Genomic DNA, 17,020 nt, shown 5'->3' on the forward strand with positions numbered 1-17,020 from the left:
GTTTAAAGTTTTTTAAGCGCTTAGCTTAGAAAAAAATTTTATCTCCATCAATGTTACGTGTCGATAGCTCTAAAACCTGTAAAGTGGTGTACTCTTTGTGCAAACATGAGTACTTGGGCTATTTAATTGAACCTCACGTTGTTCAGCTCAATCCACAAGGAGATTTTTCGTTTACTTATCAACGGATTTTTACACATACCGCAGAAGAATTTAATGCCTGTTTAAGTGATATTGATTATAAACTGATCAAAATTTTAGATGACATTGAACAAGACTCACTGATTAAAAAATATTATAAAAAACTAATCAGGCCAACTGAGTTTTTCACTAAAATTTTCGACAATAAATTTTATGAAAATGTCCGTCCTAAAATCGAAAAGAAACTTGCCGAAGCTTTAGAGCTTTTGAAAGTCAAAAACGAGCTTTATATAATGGACAAAGATGGCTGGCCGGTAGAACGAAAAATCGAACTGGCTGATGAGCCTGCATCTATTCTTTTTCATTTCCGAAGGAACGAAACTGAAACACGTTATTTTCCGACCATCAAATATCAGAATCTGCGCATCGAATTTATGTTTAAAGAAGCACAGATTATCAGCAACAAACCTGCCTGGTTATTGCTTAACGATGTATTGTACTTTTTTGATCAGGATATTGAAGGAAAAAAACTGCAACCCTTTTTAAATAAACGGTTTATTGCCATACCCAAAACAACCGAAGCCACTTATTTTGAAAAGTTTGTAGCCCCTTTAATAGAAAAGCACCATGTGTATGCCGAAGGTTTCGAAATCAGAACTGAACAATTTGAGGCAACACCGGTAATTAAAGTTTTATATGTTGATGGTGGTCTTTCTCAAATTCAGCTATATTTTAAATATGGCGAATATACTTTCCCGGTAGAGAATGCGCACAAAGTAACTGTACGTTTAGAAAAAACTGCCGATAACTATATTTTCCACCGCATCAAACGTTCGGCGGAATGGGAGAAAAAGCAGTTTAATTTGCTGTTATCCTTAGGACTAAAAAAAACGAGTTCTTTATTCAGCAACCTGGAAGTAGCTTCTGCCGAAGAAAATCCAAGTTACGGAGCTATAAATTGGGTAAACGAGCATATCGAAATTTTACAGGCATCAGGTTTTGAAATTGAACAGGCCACAGGACAGAAAAAATTTGTTTTCGGTGCCAGCAAAATAGATCTTGAAGTTAAAGAAGGAAACGATTGGTTCGATATCCATGCTGTGGTATGGTTTGGAAAATACCAGATTCCTTTTCTTTCACTAAAGCAACATATTCTACACAAAAAGCGTGAGTTTTTGTTGCCCGATGGCGAAGTGGCTATTATCCCCGATAAATGGTTTACGCAATACGGCAGTTTGTTCAGTTTGGCAGAGGCCGGAAAAACGCTAAAATTAAAGAAACACCATATCGGTCTCATCAATGATCTGGCTGAAGATAGCCTGGCTAATGTTACGCTTGAACGCAAGTTACAGCGATTATCAGACTTTGAGGATATTGCTGATACGCAAATGCCTGTTCATTTTAAAGGCAGTTTACGCGATTACCAGAAAGCTGGTTATAACTGGTTCAGTTTTTTACGCGAATACAATTTCGGTGGCTGTTTGGCCGATGATATGGGTTTGGGTAAAACCATCCAGACATTGGCTATGCTGCAAAAGGTGAAGGAAGATGACCAATTGCTTGAAACGCAGACGACCTCGCTCATCATCATGCCTACCTCTTTAATTTACAACTGGTTAACAGAAGCTAAAAAATTTACTCCAAAGCTTAAAATACTGGCACATACAGGCACCAACCGAAATAAAGATGTTGCCAATTTTGCCAATTACGATATTATTATTACCACTTACGGGGTAACCAGGGTAGATGTAGATGAATTGAAAAACTTTTATTTCAACTACATTATTCTCGATGAAAGTCAGAACATTAAAAACCCGGCATCAAAATCGTTTAAAGCCGTTAGAAGCTTAAAATCTAAACATAAACTGATTCTGAGTGGTACACCTGTAGAAAACTCAGTAAGCGATTTGTGGTCGCAGTTGACCTTTTTAAACCCTGGTTTATTGGGTACACAGGCGTTCTTCTACGAAGAATATGTACAAGCGATAGAAAAGAAAAAAGACGAAGAAAAGGCGCGTAAACTGCAATCGATTATCAAGCCTTTTGTGCTCCGTAGAACGAAAGAGCAGGTGGCTGCAGAATTACCACCAAAAACGGAGCAGGTAATTTATTGCGACATGAGCGAAGATCAAGCCGCTTATTACGAAAAAACAAAATCTGCCTACCGTAATGATTTATTGCAGAGCATGGACGATGGAACTTTCGCAAAGAAACAGGTACAGCTTTTACAAGGGTTAACCGCCTTACGTCAGTTGGCCAACCACCCGGTAATGATTGATGGCACCTATGTTTCAGATTCAGGAAAGTTCGAAAACGTGATCCATACGCTCGATAACGTACTTAAAGGCGGACATAAGGTTTTGGTTTTTTCTCAGTTTGTAAAACATCTTGATATATTCAAAAAACATTTTGAAGCGGAAAATATTCCATTTGCTTATTTAGATGGTGCAACCCGTAACCGTGGCGAAATTGTTTCCGAATTTCAGCAGAATACCGAACTGAAAGTCTTCTTAATCTCTATAAAAGCAGGCGGCGTAGGTTTAAACTTAACGCAAGCTGATTATGTTTTTATCCTCGACCCATGGTGGAACCCGGCAGTAGAGCAACAAGCCATCGACAGAACGCACCGTATTGGTCAGGATAAAAAGGTTTTCATTTACAAATTCATTGCAAAAGATACCGTTGAAGAGAAAATATTGGCTTTACAGAACCGTAAAAAATCGCTCGCAAATTCTTTAATTACAACTGAAGAAAGTTTCTTTAAATCACTGAGCAAGGAAGATATACGCGATATATTGAATTAATTGCCGAAATCTGCCATTGAGCGAATTCGAACAGTTTATTTGAATATTGAACCCTCTAACAGACTATTCTACTTAATTTTTTGCCACGGAAACACGGAAATCACGGATGTACTCTCTGTTGGTCACTCTGAGCATAGTCGAAGAGTTGGCTGTGTAAACAGGCATCTATAGCCAGTGTCTAACACAAACCTTTCAAGTTATTCTTTGCCATGGAGGCACAAAATTGCAAAGTATGTTTTGCAGCGTCCCATTATTTTACTATTTTAGTAAATACATCCCAAGTTAATAAGTTAAACCTTTATTAAATCCCTTGGTATGGAAATCCGTCAATCGAACTTCCCATTAAAAAACGAAACAGACCTAATTATTAGTGCTGCTATTGAGATTCATAGTTTTTTAGGCTGTGGTTTTTTAGAAATTGTTTACAAAGACGCCTTTTGCATAGAACTGAAAAACAGGGATTATTTTTACGAAAGAGAAAAGTTATACCGAGTTTATTATAAAGGTGTTCTCCTACCCCATAGCTTTTATGCCGACTTTATTATATTTGACGCGGTAATAGTAGAAATTAAATCAAAAAGTGCCCTTGCAAGCGCCGATATAGCGCAAACTCTAAACTACTTAAGATGTTCAGGATGCAAAGTTGGGCTTATTTTAAATTTCGGTAAACCAACTCTCGAAATCAGGCGTGTTGTTTTATAATCCCGATTATTAGTACTTCTTCCATGCTAATCAGCGTTTCCGTGGCTAAAACATCAACGTGATACAAACAACCTGTTCTTTCCGTGCTAATCTGTGCCTCCGTGGCAACATTACATAATTAAAATTTCTTTCAAAACTCATTTCCTTCTTACTTGTTATACAGTAGAACATAAATTTAACCATCATGACAAATCAAGATTTTAATACCGCTGTAAACAATGTTAAGGAAGCCTGGAAGTACCCAGAATTGTTCGAAAACGTTTCAAAATCTGAACGTTGGTTATCTGGCGCTGCAGGAACATATTTACTTTTTAAAGGCATCACCAGTATTTTTTCACATCCTGTAATTGGCCTTACGGGTGCAGCAATTGGTGCAGGATTACTGTATCGCGGCATTACGGGTTATTGTCCAATGCGCGATTTGGCCGAACAGCGTAAAGAAGACATTGCCCCTGATGAAGTAATTATAAGTGAAACCTATGTTGTTGACGATTTGGGGTAAAATTTTAAATACGAAATTTCCTTTTCTTAATAAACTGGTTAACTTTAAAAAGTTAAACCACAATCATGAACAAGTATACACTATTATTTATTCCTGCACTTTTTGCAGGGCAAGCTATGGCACAAGATAAAAAACCAGATCCTGCCAAAGACCCAAAAACAACCGAGGTTTGGGAACCCGTTCCTAAAATTGTTACACCGGGCAAATTGCCTCAGGATGCACCGTCTGACGCCACCATTCTTTTCAATGGCAGAAATTTAGATGCATGGCATTCTGTTAAAGATCCATCTAAACCAGCTGCCTGGACAATCGACGATGGTTTTTTCACGGTAAAAAAAGGCACTGGGAATATTGAAACCAATAAAAAGTTTACCGATTACCAATTGCACATGGAATGGAAAATTCCTGAAAACATAACTGGCGAAGGTCAGGCACGTGGGAACAGTGGTGTGTTTTTAGCATCAACAGGTGGCGGCGATGACGGTTACGAAATCCAGATTATGGATGCTTATAACAACAAAACCTATGTTAACGGACAAACAGGCAGTGTTTACAAACAAGCTATTCCATTGGCAAATGCCAATAAGAAACCAGGCGAATGGCAATATTACGATATCATTTGGAACGCGCCACGTTTTAATGAAGATGGAACCATACAAAAACCAGCAAGTGTTACTGTATTTTTAAACGGCGTACTTTTACAGAACGGATTTGTATTAAAAGGGGAAACCAGGTATATCGGCGCACCAGAATACAAAAAACATGGTCCGGCTTCAATTAAATTACAAGATCACGGCGATCCAAGTCCTGCAATCAGTTACAGGAACATCTGGGTAAGAGAATTATAATTTCAACAAAACAACAATATAGTCCTCGTTTGTAACGAGGATTAATGAAAATAGCGATTTTATCGCTTAATATTAAAGCACATTAAAAATGTGAATCTCTCGCATCCTCGTTACAAACGAGGACGACCACAGTTAGAGAATTATAAATACAACAAAACAACAATAAGGAACCTGCAGACCAAAAGTTTGCGGGTTTTGTTTTATAAGATAATTTCATTGATAATTGTATCAGATTAACAGCGGTCATTTTTTATGAACAAAGGCAGATTAGAAGCATTTAGTGATGGGGTAATTGCAATTATCATTACCATCATGGTTTTAGAAATTAAAGTCCCGGAGCATGGCGAAACTTTAGCAAGCTTAAAACCGCTTATTCCAAAATTCATCAGCTATGTTTTAAGTTTTATCTACGTAGGCATTTACTGGAACAATCACCACCATTTATTGCATGCAGTTAAAAAAGTAAACGGATCAATGCTTTGGGCAAACCTTAATTTTTTATTCTGGCTCTCGTTATTCCCAGTAGCAGCCGGATGGATGGGTGAACATCATTTTGCCTTGTGGCCGGTGGTAGTTTATGGTGCTGTACTCCTGCTTGCCGCTGTTTCTTACACCCTGTTGGTAATCGTAATCAAAAGAACAGAAGGTCAGCATTCGCTTGTGGTACATGCCATTGGGAATGATGCAAAAGGGAAATTCTCATTACTTTTTTATATCGGGGGCATTGCACTAAGTTTTATAAACCCATGGATTGGCGTTGCACTTTATTTCATTGTAGCCTGCATCTGGTTTATTCCCGATAAACGCATAGAGAATGCAATGCTCGAGCAGGGTTTAATTGATAATAATAATGGACTAGGCACTTAGCCTATAATAGTAATGCCAGCCCTCGCCACCTAGCCCCGATTGCAGTGAGCATCCCGATCCTTTCATCGGGATAAAACGAAAAGCGGGAAGAAACCTGAATAGCTGTATTAAAAATGCGCTTCTAACCTGAACTCGATTAATAACTTGCTTAGATATTTTCGGCTAAATATTAATTGACCTAAGGCCCTTAATAATCTAAAGCAATTCAAAACTTACCTTAACATTAAGGAGCCTGAAGCAGTTCCATATACAATTTCCGATCGATCATTTCAGCACCTAAACTCATTAAATGATCGTTCGGCAACTGACAGTCAATTAAATCGATATTCATTTTACTTAAAAAAATCAATGCTGCTTTTGAGGCATTGCTTACATGGCTAAACATGCTTTCTCCACAAAAAACACGATTTACTTTTAAACCATATAGGCCACCCACCAGCTGATCAGCCAACCAAACCTCTACACTGTGTGCGTAGCCCTGCTGATGAAGGCTAATGTAAGCATCTTGCATTTCGTTGGTAATCCAGGTACCATCCTGCCCTTTCCTTTCGGTAGTTGCGCAATTGCGGATCACTTCGGCAAAGGCCTGATTAAAAGTAATCTTGAAAACTTCCTGGTTTAAAATTTTCTGCATGCTTTTACTGATTTTAATTTTATCAGGATAAATCACACAGCGTTTGTGTGGAGAATACCAAAGAATTGGTTCGCCTTCACTAAACCATGGAAATATACCATTCGAATAGGCGATTAACAACCGCTCCGTACTTAAATCACCACCAATGGCCAATAAACCATCCTCTTCTGCCAAGGCTGGGTCTGGAAAGCCTGGATTGTCATCTAGTAGCTGAAAAAACATAGGCAAAAATAAGAAAGAAAACAAAGATTAAACCCTGGCGTTTTAAATAAGTCATACTGTAAAACAGTCCATTATGAGCGCAAAAGATAATTTCTTAAAAGTAAAACATCTTTACAACCGGGCAGGCTTCGGGGTTTCTTATGCCGACTTACAAAAATTAAGCAAAAAAAATCTCGATAAAGTGGTCGATAATCTGCTTAAAGATTCCCTAAAAAACGATCCCATTAATTTAGTAAACGATTACGAATCGAAACGACAACTTTTGGTTCAGGCGGGTTTATACTCCAAAAAAGACCTCACGGATGAAGAAAAGAAAATGCGCCAGCAGATTGTACGGGAGCAAAACGAAGTAAGCCGTGATCTGAATATTGCCTTCATTACCAAAATGATCAATACAGATGCTCCATTGAGGGAAAAGATGACACTCTTTTGGCATGGCCATTTTGCCTGCCGTAGCAATAACCCGTTTTTTGCACAACAATTAAATAACATCCAAAGAGCAAATGCACTGGGCAGCTTTAAAACCTTATTGATTGAGGTTTCCAAGTCGCCGGCAATGCTGCAATACCTGAATAACCAGCAGAATAGAAAAGGTAAACCAAATGAGAACTTCGCCCGCGAACTCATGGAACTTTTCACCCTGGGAAGAGGAAATTATACCGAGCAGGACATTAAAGAATCTGCCCGCTCATTTACCGGCTGGATGTACGACAAAGATGGCTCGTTCATTTTCAGACAAAACCTGCACGATCCTGGAACAAAAACCTTTTTCGGTAAAATCGGGAATTTTGAAGGCGAAAACATCATCGATATTATTCTAGAAAAACCAGAAACTTCACAGTTTATCGCCAGGAAAGTATATAAATTCTTCGTAAACGATAACCCGAATGAGGATCATATTAAAGAACTTGCCACACATTTTTACAACTCGAAATACGACATTGGCTCGATGATGAAAAAAATGTTTACATCAGATTGGTTTTATAGCCCTGAAAATGTAGGCACCAAAATTAAATCACCTGCCGAATTTTTAGTAGGCTTAAGTCGCGAGTTTTATGTTACCTATAACAAACCACAGGTTTTAATACAGCTGCAAAGCAGTTTGGGGCAATATTTATTTAACCCACCTAATGTAGCGGGCTGGCCTGGCGGACAAAGCTGGATTGATAGTTCATCGTTAATGTTAAGGATGCGGATTCCTTCACTTGTTTTAAATGACGGGGAAATCGACTTCAGCGGCAAAGCCGATCCTGAAGATGAAGCCGTAATTGCGTTAAGCAGAACAGCTACCACCAATGCAAATGCCAACATGAAACCAAAATCATACGTAAACGCAAATGCAGACTGGCCTAAATTTTTAGATACTTTACCAAAAGGATTAACGCCATTGGAACTTACAGAGTTTTTATTGCAACCGAAATTAAATGCAAAAATAACAACTATGGTAAGCGATAATAAAGGATTGCGAAGTACTGCAGTCGAAATTACCAGTATGCCAGAGTATCAGTTGTGTTAATAGTCAATGGTTGATGGTCCAATAGCCGATTAGCTGAACACCCAAACCAACGAACTATTGACGAATGAACATTGAACCAAAATATTAACAAGATGAACAGAAGAAATTTTTTAAGAAATACAGGATTTGTTGCAGCAGGTTCGCTATTTGTTCCGGCTTTTATGAAACCGTTTGAGGCCATGGCGCTTGATGAGCTGAGCCTATACAAAAACTTAGTTGTGGTACAGCTTTCTGGTGGAAATGACGGCTTAAACACAGTTATTCCCTTTGGAAATGATATTTATTACCAAAAAAGAAAAAGTATTGCCATTAAACCTGAAGAGGTAATTAGATTGAACGACATGCAAGGGCTAAACCCGAACATGGCGGCCCTGCAAGAAATTTATGACCAAGGCTGGATGACCATCATCAACGATGTTGGCTACCCCAACCCAGACCGCTCGCATTTCCGTTCGATGGATATTTGGCAAACGGGTAGCGACAGCAATCAGTTCTTATCAACCGGATGGATTGGCCGTTATTTAGACAGCAATTGCCAAACCTGCAAATTCCCTTATACTGCAATAGAAGTAGACGACTCGCTTTCTCTGGCCATGAAAGGGCAAACCAAAAAAGGAATTGCATTAAAAGATCCCGCAGCTTTGTTCCGTAATACGAACGATCCGTTTTTTAAGGCCATGTTGCAGAATGATAAGGAACATTTAGATGAAGATAATTTAGGCTATTTGTATAAAACGATGATCGAAACTTCATCCTCTGCCAGTTACATACAGAATACCTCCAAAATTTATCAGTCGAAATCTACTTACCCTACTTCGGGTTTTGCAAACCAATTGAAAACGGTTTCTAAATTTATTTCTTCGGGATTAAAAACAAGGGTTTATTATGTATCCTTAAGTGGCTTTGATACCCACGTAAATCAAATTGGTCAACAAGGCAATCTGCTTAAACAGTATAGTGAAGGTATGGCTGCTTTTTTGAAAGACCTAAAATCGAACAATAAACTGGAGGATACCTTGGTAATTACCTTCTCCGAATTTGGCCGTAGGGTAGAACAAAACGCCAGTAACGGCACCGACCACGGAACGGCAAATAATATGTTTGTTTTTGGTGGGAAATTGAAAAAACAAGGGATTTTTAATGCTGCACCTAATTTAAGTGATCTGGATACCGGCGATTTAAAATATCAACTGGATTTCAGACAGGTTTATGGTACCATTTTAGATAAATGGCTGGATGTAAATAATGCTGATATCCTGAATAAAAAGTTTAATACACTCGATTTTATATAGATATTATAAAGAAGTCAAGTTTAATAAGCTACAGGCTATGAAACTTGACTTCTTTATTATTTACTTCCTTTTTAACACATATACAGGCCTACTGCTATCTTTATCAATCTGATCGGTATAGGTATTAAAAAGTTCATAACCATATCCTTTCAGTTTATTGAGGCAATCCATCTGGGAATTGAAAAGTAAATCGTTTCCATCGTCGTCTCTTACGTTCAGTTCCTTAGGCCTTTTGAATTTTTGCCCATAATCTACCCTGGCAATATAGGTATCGCCACCGTTGTAAATCGGTTTGACCTCAATGTATTCCACCTTGATATCGCTTAATTTAAAGCCATTTACATTTTGGGCTTTGGCACGCGACAGCCCAAAGCAGGCGACAAGTGCCGCTGCAAGAATTAATTTTTTCATGTTGTGTTTCTTTTGTGTGTGATTCTAAATTACGAAGAATACGTGAGTATGTATTAAATGAATTGTAACAAAACATCCATTATTAAATCTTAAACTAAAAAACATAATGAACTTTTTAGGCAATATTATCTGGATTATTTTTGGCGGTATCTTTATTTTCTTCGAATATATTATTGGAGGTTTAATCCTTTGTCTAACCATTGTGGGGATTCCTTTTGGTATCCAATGTTTTAAATTTGCCATTGTAGGCCTTGCTCCTTTTGGCGTTAAAATAACTGACACTTCATCAAACACAGGTTGCCTTTCTACCATCATGAACCTGATCTGGATTTTATGCGGCGGTTTCTGGATTGCTTTAACCCATTTGTTTTTTGGTATTTTGCTTTGCATTACCATTGTGGGTATTCCATTTGGGCGCCAGCATTTTAAATTAATGAATTTAGCTTTTACACCGTTCGGAAAATCGATTTCTTGATTTGGGGGTAATTCTTCTATTTCGTCATAGCGAGGCACGAAGCAATCTTACAACAACCGCTATTAAGATTGCTTTTTCTGAAAAGCAGGGTCCTGTGTTTATCGGACCCGAAAGCCCTGCCATCCGCTTTACCTCTCTACGTTCGGTGCCCGCTTCTGTCAGGTTTATTAAACTGTGGCCAGTTTCCACTAGCAAAAAACTTTGTTCTTAGCCCCGATTGAATGGATGCCCACGATACTTCATCGGGGCAGGAAGGAAAGCGGGATTGTCGAAACCGATGAGCACAACCATTCTGCTCCAAAACTATTTGATCAATCCTATTGATTTAGAATGTTCAATCGCTTCCTTACTTTCATTAAATAAGCAAGCTTTTACATTTTTACCTTCTACTTTTTTGAGAAACTCCCCCGCTTCTGCTTCTTTTTCAGGACGAATATTGCGAATGTAGACCGCTTCGATATTTTTTGGATACTTCTCCACTATTGTAGAATAAATTTTTGGGTCCTGCTGCGAGTTATCGCCAAAAAACACAAACTTCTGGTTGGGAAAGGCATCTAAAATTCGCATTACCCTCAATAATTTACCTTCATGTCCTGTTTTACCTGTTCTGACTAAATCTTTCCACCGCTTTAATGTATTTAAAAGAAAAGCACCGTCAGGCAACTTGTTAAACCTAAACGTCTCGACCAAATAATCGTAAAGGTTCCATTCGCTGCTGCTTACATAAAAAAAAGGATTGGGCTGATCTGATTCAGTGTGCGACATGGCCAATTGCTGATAATGACTGGCCGCATCAGGAAAGGTTTTACGTGTATGTGGATTCTTGATAAACAGCTCTCTCAACCGCCGCCCTATAGTTGCCGAATGAGAAATCATCACAGTATCATCCACATCCGAAATAAAGGCATATTGCGTAATGTGCGGTACATATACCTTCCCCTCACCTGCACTTAAAACTTTCCCGTTTTTATCAACAGCTTCTACCTTAACAAAGTGCCAGCCTGCAGGCACATCATGTTCAGCTTTCCATTCGAACTTAAAAAAGCCATCCCCTTCGGTTTTATTGTAAACCGTTTGATCAAAAAATTGCAAACGCACCTCAACAAAAGCATAAGGTTTTAAGATAAAGAGCTTTAAAAGATGTGCAATATTAACAAACAAATTATTGCTGTAAACCTGCTGTGTTTTTGCCTTGCGTTTAAAAACATGACCATAAACAACCAAATTGTGTGCGTGGCCATAGCCATGATATACCTTAACACTAGCAGATTTATTCATCTGTATTAAAACAGAGTTTATTAAAAGTTGTTTGTGATGTAAACCATAAGGTAACACATGAAATTATTATTCATCATCAATCCAGGCTCGGGCAGTCACGACATTAATCTAAAGGAAGTAATTTCTACCCATTTCGATGCAAAAAAAACGGAGATCGATCTTTTCGAATTACCGGAAGACTGCTCTTTAGCGAAGATAAAAGAAAGGATTAAAGCTGCGAAGGCAGATCGTGTGGTGGCCGTTGGTGGCGATGGCACCCTAAAACTGGTTGCCGAATGTCTGTTGCATACCGAAACGCCTATTGGAATAATCCCTGCTGGTTCTGCAAATGGAATGGCGAAAGAATTAGGTATCCCGACTGATATTGAACTTGCTTTAGCCATTTTGGATGAAGGCCGTTTGCAAAAAATCCATGTGGTTAAACTCAACGACGAAATCTGCATCCATTTATCCGATTTAGGTTTTAATGCCTACCTGGTAAAGAAATTTGATTCCCTGCCCCAACGCGGCATGTGGGGTTATGCAAAGGCTACATGGCATGCTTTATGGAACCACAGCAGAATGGACGTGCAATTGAACCTAAGAGGTGAAACAATCACTTCTAAAGCGGCAATGGTGGCTATTGCAAACGCAACCATGTACGGTTCTGGATTAAAAATAAACCCAGACGGAAAATTAGACGATGATCTTTTCGAAGTGGTTTTGGTAAAAGATTACTCATATCTTGAAATACTAAAGATATGGATCACCAAATTACCTTTCAACCCTAAAAAAATAGAAGTATTTCAAACCGCTGAGGTTAAGGTTTCTTCGAAACATAAAGCACACTTTCAGGTTGATGGAGAATACATTGGCAGGGTGAATACCGTTGAAGCAAAAATTCTACCTGCAGCCATAACGGTGGTTTTACCTGAGGTATCAGAAGGATGAACGGTGAATTTTAATGGTAAAATACAATCTGAAGAATTCGGCAATAAAACAGATGCGGAACAAAATATCAAACCACCGTTCGCCGAGGTTTAACGCTTCTGGTAAATAAGTAATAAAGCCGATGGAAAATATCCATACCACCAAACGAAAAGGGAATTGAATGTAGTAGGTAATAAAACCGAATTTCTTAAATAAGATTAAACCCGCTGCCGATACAAAAAGCGACACAAATAAGGGCAACAATAAAACAACCTTGGCCTGCGAAAGGATCTGATCGGGGATTTCGTTCAGGTGAGTTAAAATCTGCCAAAACTGTTTAGCCAATAATGCAATGCTGATGATATCCAGTAAGGCAAAAAATCTTGTGGTGTTCTTCATTTACTTACAATACTTTGCTAAATAATCATCAGCCATTTTACTCCCCATATATTTAACAAATAAAAAATCTTCACAGGCACCTTGTTTATCACCCTGTTTTATTTTTTTTAGGGCCATTTTTATCCGGTCATCCAAGTATTCATCATCAATGCCCAACTGGTTTTTAATGGCAATAATCTGAACCTCTTGTCCGGGTTTTGCCTGGTCGATGTTTTTATAGAAATTAATTACCGAGTTGGTTAAGGCTTCTTCAGCTAGATAAGTACGGATAGCTTCCTGAATGGCTTCGCTTGATTTCCCTTCACAATTATAGCCCGAAAGTTTAAAATTAACCGGCGCAACAATCGAAACTGTGGTATCGTAACCTGCCGGAACCTGCCATTTACCGCTGCTTAAACGCACCAAGCGCAGGGCCTCTTCATCCAGATCAGATAATATTCCTTTGCTAATTTTCGAAAAATAAACCTTCCCTTGTGCATCAAGCTTAAAGCTCACATTTACCGTTCCTTGAATACAATTATCTTTAGAGAACTGCGGATAAATGGTATTCTCTCTCAGGAAGTTTACAAAACCGCTTTTACCCGATTTAAACTGAACCTGGGCCATGGCCAGTGAACAGCAGAAAAGTAAAAAAAGGGTCAACAGGTTTTTCATTATACTAATTTACGGTTTTAACTGCAGAGAACGCAAAGTTTTTTGTATGGGAGCTTGATATTTTACCACAGAGAACATGGAGTTTTTCACAGAGAAAATGAGAGATTTAATTGACATTTAAATAGTAAGATCGTGATTATCGTCGATTAGCACTTCGTGGTTCCAATCAAGTCACCAATGACGAATTTAAAAAATCGACCATCATTTCCTTTGGTTAAGCAAATGACAATCCGCCTATATTTGTCATCATAACTTCTATGTTTTTTCTAAGAATGACTTCTGGAAATGACAATCGCAAACAAATATCTCTGCGGGCTCTGTGGCCTTCTCTGTGTTCTCGGTGGTTAAAAACTAAGAAAACGTAGCCTTTAAAATCAAATTCGGGTCAGGGCAGTTTGCCAGGTATTTTTCTCGCTCACTAAACCTACAAACCCCAGGGTAATCGCCTTTTAATCCTTGCATATTTTCGATCAATTGAAAATGAAGGTGTGGTGGCCAGTAACCATTCTCTTCTTTTGAGCCTAATACTGCAATTTTGGCCCCGGCAGGAATGAATTTACCTTCCTTAAGGCCATTTAACGAAGCTAGGCTTAAATGCCCATATAACGCATTAAACTTAAAACCATCAATTTCGTAAGCTAAGATAATGGTTGCGCCATAATCGCCAAATTTGTTGTTATTGGCAAAGCTTTGAACAGTGGCATCATAAAAATTGTAGATCGATGTCCCCGCTGGGCCCCAGATATCAACACCTAAATGTAACCTGCGAGCTCCTTCACCGGCATTAAAATGAGCACTTCGTGAATATATGGTGCGGTGTTCGTCATAACCGCCAATTCCATAACGGGCATTATTATCAATTAATTTTCCATTTACCCAAGCAGAAAACAAATCGGTATTATCCAGAATTTTATCCGTTAACTCAGTGTTTGCTGCAGTAAAATCTAAAGATAAAAGCTGATCCCGTTCTACATCAAAATCAACCACCTTATGGATCAATGAAGCATTCGCTTGAATAATCTGCTCAAAAGTTTGCATTTATAATCTACTTAAAAATATAAACGAAGTTATAAATATAGTGAGATAAGGCTCCTCCAATTACAAACAGGTGCCAAAGTTCGTGACTGTGCATCCACCTGAAGAGCTGTTTATCCTTTGCATAATAATAAGTTCCGGCAATGTAAAAAACACCACCGAACATTAACCAGACAATAGCGCCAATAGGTAACGTACCTAGCATTTTCTGTAGCAAAGGCACAATTAAGCAGCCCATTAAAATATAGATAGACAATGAGATAGCCGTGCTTTTTAATCGGTTAAAGATTTTAAGCAGGCAACCTATAATAGCGATAACCCATACGATTGCGAACAAACTCCAACGTAACCAGTCATCAAAAACCAGCAAAGCAGTTGGTGTGTAAGAACCTGCTATCATTAGATAAATGCAGCAATGATCGAATTTTTGCCAAAAACGTACACCATAATCGGTAGCCGGATAACCATGATACATAGCACTTACGCCAAAAAGGATAAAAGTGCCAATGCTATAAATCCAGGCAGCAGTATATTCAATAGGTGTATTGCATTTCTGGAGCAATAAATAACCAGCCGGAATTGCAATTAATGCCGGTATAAAATGAGTGAAGAAATTAACGGGTTCCCTTAGCTTCCTCACAAAGATTATTCGCTGTCTTCGTCTTTTTGTCTAGGCTCTTTTGCAATCTTCTCGAAAAGATGATCCATGCGCTCTACATACTCATTCGTATCATCTACAAAGAAAGTAAGCTCTGGCACTACCCTAACCTGATGGCGGATTCTGCTTCCCAGTTTATACCTGATTTCGCCCGAATGTGCGTTAACTGTATTGATAGAAAGCGTGGTGTTATTGGTATTAAAAAAGCTCAGGTAAACTTTAGCCACTGCCAAATCCGGCGAAACCCGAACACGGGTAATGGTTACCAATGTATTAGGCAAAAATGCAGCACCTTCACGCTGAAAAACCTGTGCTAACTCCTCTTGTAATACTCCTGCAAATTTCTGCTGACGTTTACTTTCCATAATGTATTTATCTATCGTTATTGTGATGAAACCTCGCAGGTTTTAAAAACCTGCGAGGTTTATTTTCGCACCGCAATGACGGAATTTAATCTAATATAACAAATTACTATCATACGGGTATCTTGCCACGTGCGCAGCTTTAATCTTATCGTACAATAATGTTTTAAACTCTTCTAAGTTTTCTTTTTCGGTAGCCGATATAAACAATACAGGCACTTTATCGTGGCTCATCCAGCTTTTCTTAAAGTCTTCCAAAGTGAGCTTGCCATCATCTTCTTCATCGTCAAGCTCTGGCGAAACATAGGCATCAATCTTATTAAAAACTAATATCATGTCTTTATCAATCGCGCCAATATCTTTCAAGGTTTCATTGACTGTATTAATCTGATCTTCGAAGTTAGGATGCGAAACATCAACCACGTGGATCAACAAATCAGCTTCACGTACTTCATCTAAAGTAGATTTAAAACATTCTACCAAATGGTGAGGCAGCTTGCGGATAAACCCAACGGTATCAGAAAGTAAAAAAGGCAAATTCTCGATCACAACTTTACGAACTGTTGTATCTAAAGTTGCAAACAGTTTATTTTCCGCAAATACTTCCGATTTCGACAGCATATTCATGATGGTCGATTTACCAACGTTCGTATAGCCTACCAAAGCAACCCGAATTAACTGTCCGCGATTTTTACGCTGCGTTTCGTTCTGACGATCTATGTTTCTTAAACGCTCTTTTAACAAAGAGATTTTATTTAAAATAATCCGTCTATCACTTTCTATCTGGGTTTCACCCGGACCACGCATCCCGATACCACCTTTCTGGCGCTCTAAGTGAGTCCACATACCGGTTAAGCGTGGCAAAACATATTGTAATTGTGCCAGTTCTACCTGTGTTTTTGCCTGTGCAGTTTGGGCCCTGTTGGCAAAAATATCAAGGATCAGATTGCTTCGATCTAAAACCTTAACTCCAAGTTCACGATCGATGTTACGCAGTTGCGACGGCGATAATTCATCGTCGAAAACCACCACATCAATTTCTTCTGATTTTACATAAGCTTTTATCTCTTCCAATTTTCCCGTACCCACAAATGTAGCACGCTCTGGTTTAAGCATTTTCTGTGTAAAAACTTTCTCTACCTTCCCCCCGGCTGTATCTACCAAAAAGGCCAACTCATCTAAATATTCTTTTGTTTGGGCTTCTTTTTCGCCTGGCGTAACCACTCCGACTAAAATTGCCCGTTCCTGCACTACGGCAGTATCATATGTCTTTTGTTTTCCCATGTAATTGAGGCAAATATACGAAATTTGCGA

At 38.6% G+C, this 17,020-nt stretch carries 18 protein-coding genes; 9 read left to right on the forward strand and 9 right to left on the reverse strand.

The genetic code is table 11. From position 1 onward, the window contains the following. Window positions 1–50 precede the first annotated feature (50 nt). The 5 genes from LQ227_RS07595 to LQ227_RS07615 all read left to right on the forward strand — a co-directional run bounded on the left by LQ227_RS07595 (window position 51) and on the right by LQ227_RS07615 (window position 5,861). On the forward strand, window positions 51–2,942 hold the full coding sequence (locus LQ227_RS07595) for a DEAD/DEAH box helicase (RefSeq protein WP_230148921.1): 2,892 nt from the start codon (window positions 51–53) through the stop codon (window positions 2,940–2,942). Between the two features lie 315 nt (window positions 2,943–3,257). Next, on the forward strand, window positions 3,258–3,644 hold the full coding sequence (locus tag LQ227_RS07600) for a GxxExxY protein (protein ID WP_230142403.1): 387 nt from the start codon (window positions 3,258–3,260) through the stop codon (window positions 3,642–3,644). 184 nt (window positions 3,645–3,828) lie between these two features. Further along, the gene (locus LQ227_RS07605; RefSeq protein ID WP_029278253.1) at window positions 3,829–4,146 is read left to right on the forward strand and encodes a DUF2892 domain-containing protein; all 318 of its coding nucleotides are present in this window, start codon (window positions 3,829–3,831) and stop codon (window positions 4,144–4,146) included. A gap of 65 nt (window positions 4,147–4,211) precedes the next feature. Next, window positions 4,212–4,994, forward strand: a complete 783-nt coding sequence (locus LQ227_RS07610; protein ID WP_230148923.1) for a DUF1080 domain-containing protein — start codon at window positions 4,212–4,214, stop codon at window positions 4,992–4,994. A gap of 252 nt (window positions 4,995–5,246) precedes the next feature. Next, on the forward strand, window positions 5,247–5,861 hold the full coding sequence (locus LQ227_RS07615; RefSeq protein WP_230142407.1) for a TMEM175 family protein: 615 nt from the start codon (window positions 5,247–5,249) through the stop codon (window positions 5,859–5,861). 223 nt (window positions 5,862–6,084) lie between these two features. Here LQ227_RS07615 and aat read toward each other — a convergent pair whose 3' ends face one another. Continuing rightward, the gene (aat, locus tag LQ227_RS07620; protein ID WP_230142408.1) at window positions 6,085–6,717 is read right to left on the reverse strand and encodes a leucyl/phenylalanyl-tRNA--protein transferase; all 633 of its coding nucleotides are present in this window, start codon (window positions 6,715–6,717) and stop codon (window positions 6,085–6,087) included. A gap of 73 nt (window positions 6,718–6,790) precedes the next feature. Between aat and LQ227_RS07625 the strand changes: the two genes are divergently transcribed. Further along, entirely contained in the window at window positions 6,791–8,233 is a 1,443-nt protein-coding gene (locus LQ227_RS07625) for a DUF1800 family protein (protein WP_230142409.1), read from the forward strand. Between the two features lie 92 nt (window positions 8,234–8,325). Beyond that, a complete protein-coding gene (locus LQ227_RS07630) occupies window positions 8,326–9,525 on the forward strand; it encodes a DUF1501 domain-containing protein (RefSeq protein WP_230148925.1) in 1,200 nt (399 codons plus the stop codon). 60 nt (window positions 9,526–9,585) lie between these two features. Here the strand turns inward: LQ227_RS07630 and LQ227_RS07635 are convergent, their stop codons facing one another. Continuing rightward, the gene (locus LQ227_RS07635) at window positions 9,586–9,936 is read right to left on the reverse strand and encodes a hypothetical protein (RefSeq protein WP_230148927.1); all 351 of its coding nucleotides are present in this window, start codon (window positions 9,934–9,936) and stop codon (window positions 9,586–9,588) included. Window positions 9,937–10,042: 106 nt separating this feature from the next. Between LQ227_RS07635 and LQ227_RS07640 the strand changes: the two genes are divergently transcribed. Then, on the forward strand, window positions 10,043–10,411 hold the full coding sequence (locus LQ227_RS07640; RefSeq protein ID WP_029274540.1) for a YccF domain-containing protein: 369 nt from the start codon (window positions 10,043–10,045) through the stop codon (window positions 10,409–10,411). A 303-nt stretch (window positions 10,412–10,714) separates the two neighbouring features. On the opposite strand, the gene LQ227_RS07645 is transcribed toward LQ227_RS07640, so the two are convergent. Continuing rightward, window positions 10,715–11,689: an App1 family protein gene (locus LQ227_RS07645; protein WP_230148928.1), complete on the reverse strand. Its 975-nt coding sequence runs from the start codon at window positions 11,687–11,689 to the stop codon at window positions 10,715–10,717. Between the two features lie 57 nt (window positions 11,690–11,746). On the opposite strand from LQ227_RS07645, the gene LQ227_RS07650 reads away from it, so the two are divergent. Continuing rightward, complete coding sequence (locus LQ227_RS07650) at window positions 11,747–12,619, forward strand: diacylglycerol kinase family protein (protein WP_230148929.1); 873 nt, start codon at window positions 11,747–11,749, stop codon at window positions 12,617–12,619. On the opposite strand, the gene LQ227_RS07655 is transcribed toward LQ227_RS07650, so the two are convergent. From LQ227_RS07655 to hflX, 6 genes are all read right to left on the reverse strand, one after another. Then, window positions 12,608–12,997: a hypothetical protein gene (locus LQ227_RS07655; protein ID WP_230142414.1), complete on the reverse strand. Its 390-nt coding sequence runs from the start codon at window positions 12,995–12,997 to the stop codon at window positions 12,608–12,610. The two genes, LQ227_RS07650 and LQ227_RS07655, sit on opposite strands and share 12 nt — an antisense overlap. After that, window positions 12,998–13,651: an energy transducer TonB gene (locus tag LQ227_RS07660; RefSeq protein WP_230142416.1), complete on the reverse strand. Its 654-nt coding sequence runs from the start codon at window positions 13,649–13,651 to the stop codon at window positions 12,998–13,000. 351 nt (window positions 13,652–14,002) lie between these two features. After that, window positions 14,003–14,689 (reverse strand): peptidoglycan DD-metalloendopeptidase family protein, encoded by a 687-nt coding sequence (locus tag LQ227_RS07665; RefSeq protein WP_230148930.1) that lies wholly within the window; start codon window positions 14,687–14,689, stop codon window positions 14,003–14,005. A 7-nt stretch (window positions 14,690–14,696) separates the two neighbouring features. Next, window positions 14,697–15,326 carry a hemolysin III family protein gene (locus tag LQ227_RS07670; RefSeq protein WP_230142421.1) on the reverse strand — a complete coding sequence of 210 codons (630 nt, stop codon included), beginning with the start codon at window positions 15,324–15,326 and terminating at the stop codon, window positions 14,697–14,699. A 5-nt stretch (window positions 15,327–15,331) separates the two neighbouring features. After that, complete coding sequence (gene rbfA / locus LQ227_RS07675; RefSeq protein ID WP_116249286.1) at window positions 15,332–15,709, reverse strand: 30S ribosome-binding factor RbfA; 378 nt, start codon at window positions 15,707–15,709, stop codon at window positions 15,332–15,334. 90 nt (window positions 15,710–15,799) lie between these two features. Next, window positions 15,800–16,990 carry a GTPase HflX gene (hflX, locus tag LQ227_RS07680; RefSeq protein ID WP_230142423.1) on the reverse strand — a complete coding sequence of 397 codons (1,191 nt, stop codon included), beginning with the start codon at window positions 16,988–16,990 and terminating at the stop codon, window positions 15,800–15,802. Window positions 16,991–17,020: the final 30 nt, after the last annotated feature.

Origin of the sequence: Pedobacter sp. Bi27 (assembly GCF_918698255.1) — a bacterium.
Classification (GTDB): domain Bacteria; phylum Bacteroidota; class Bacteroidia; order Sphingobacteriales; family Sphingobacteriaceae; genus Pedobacter.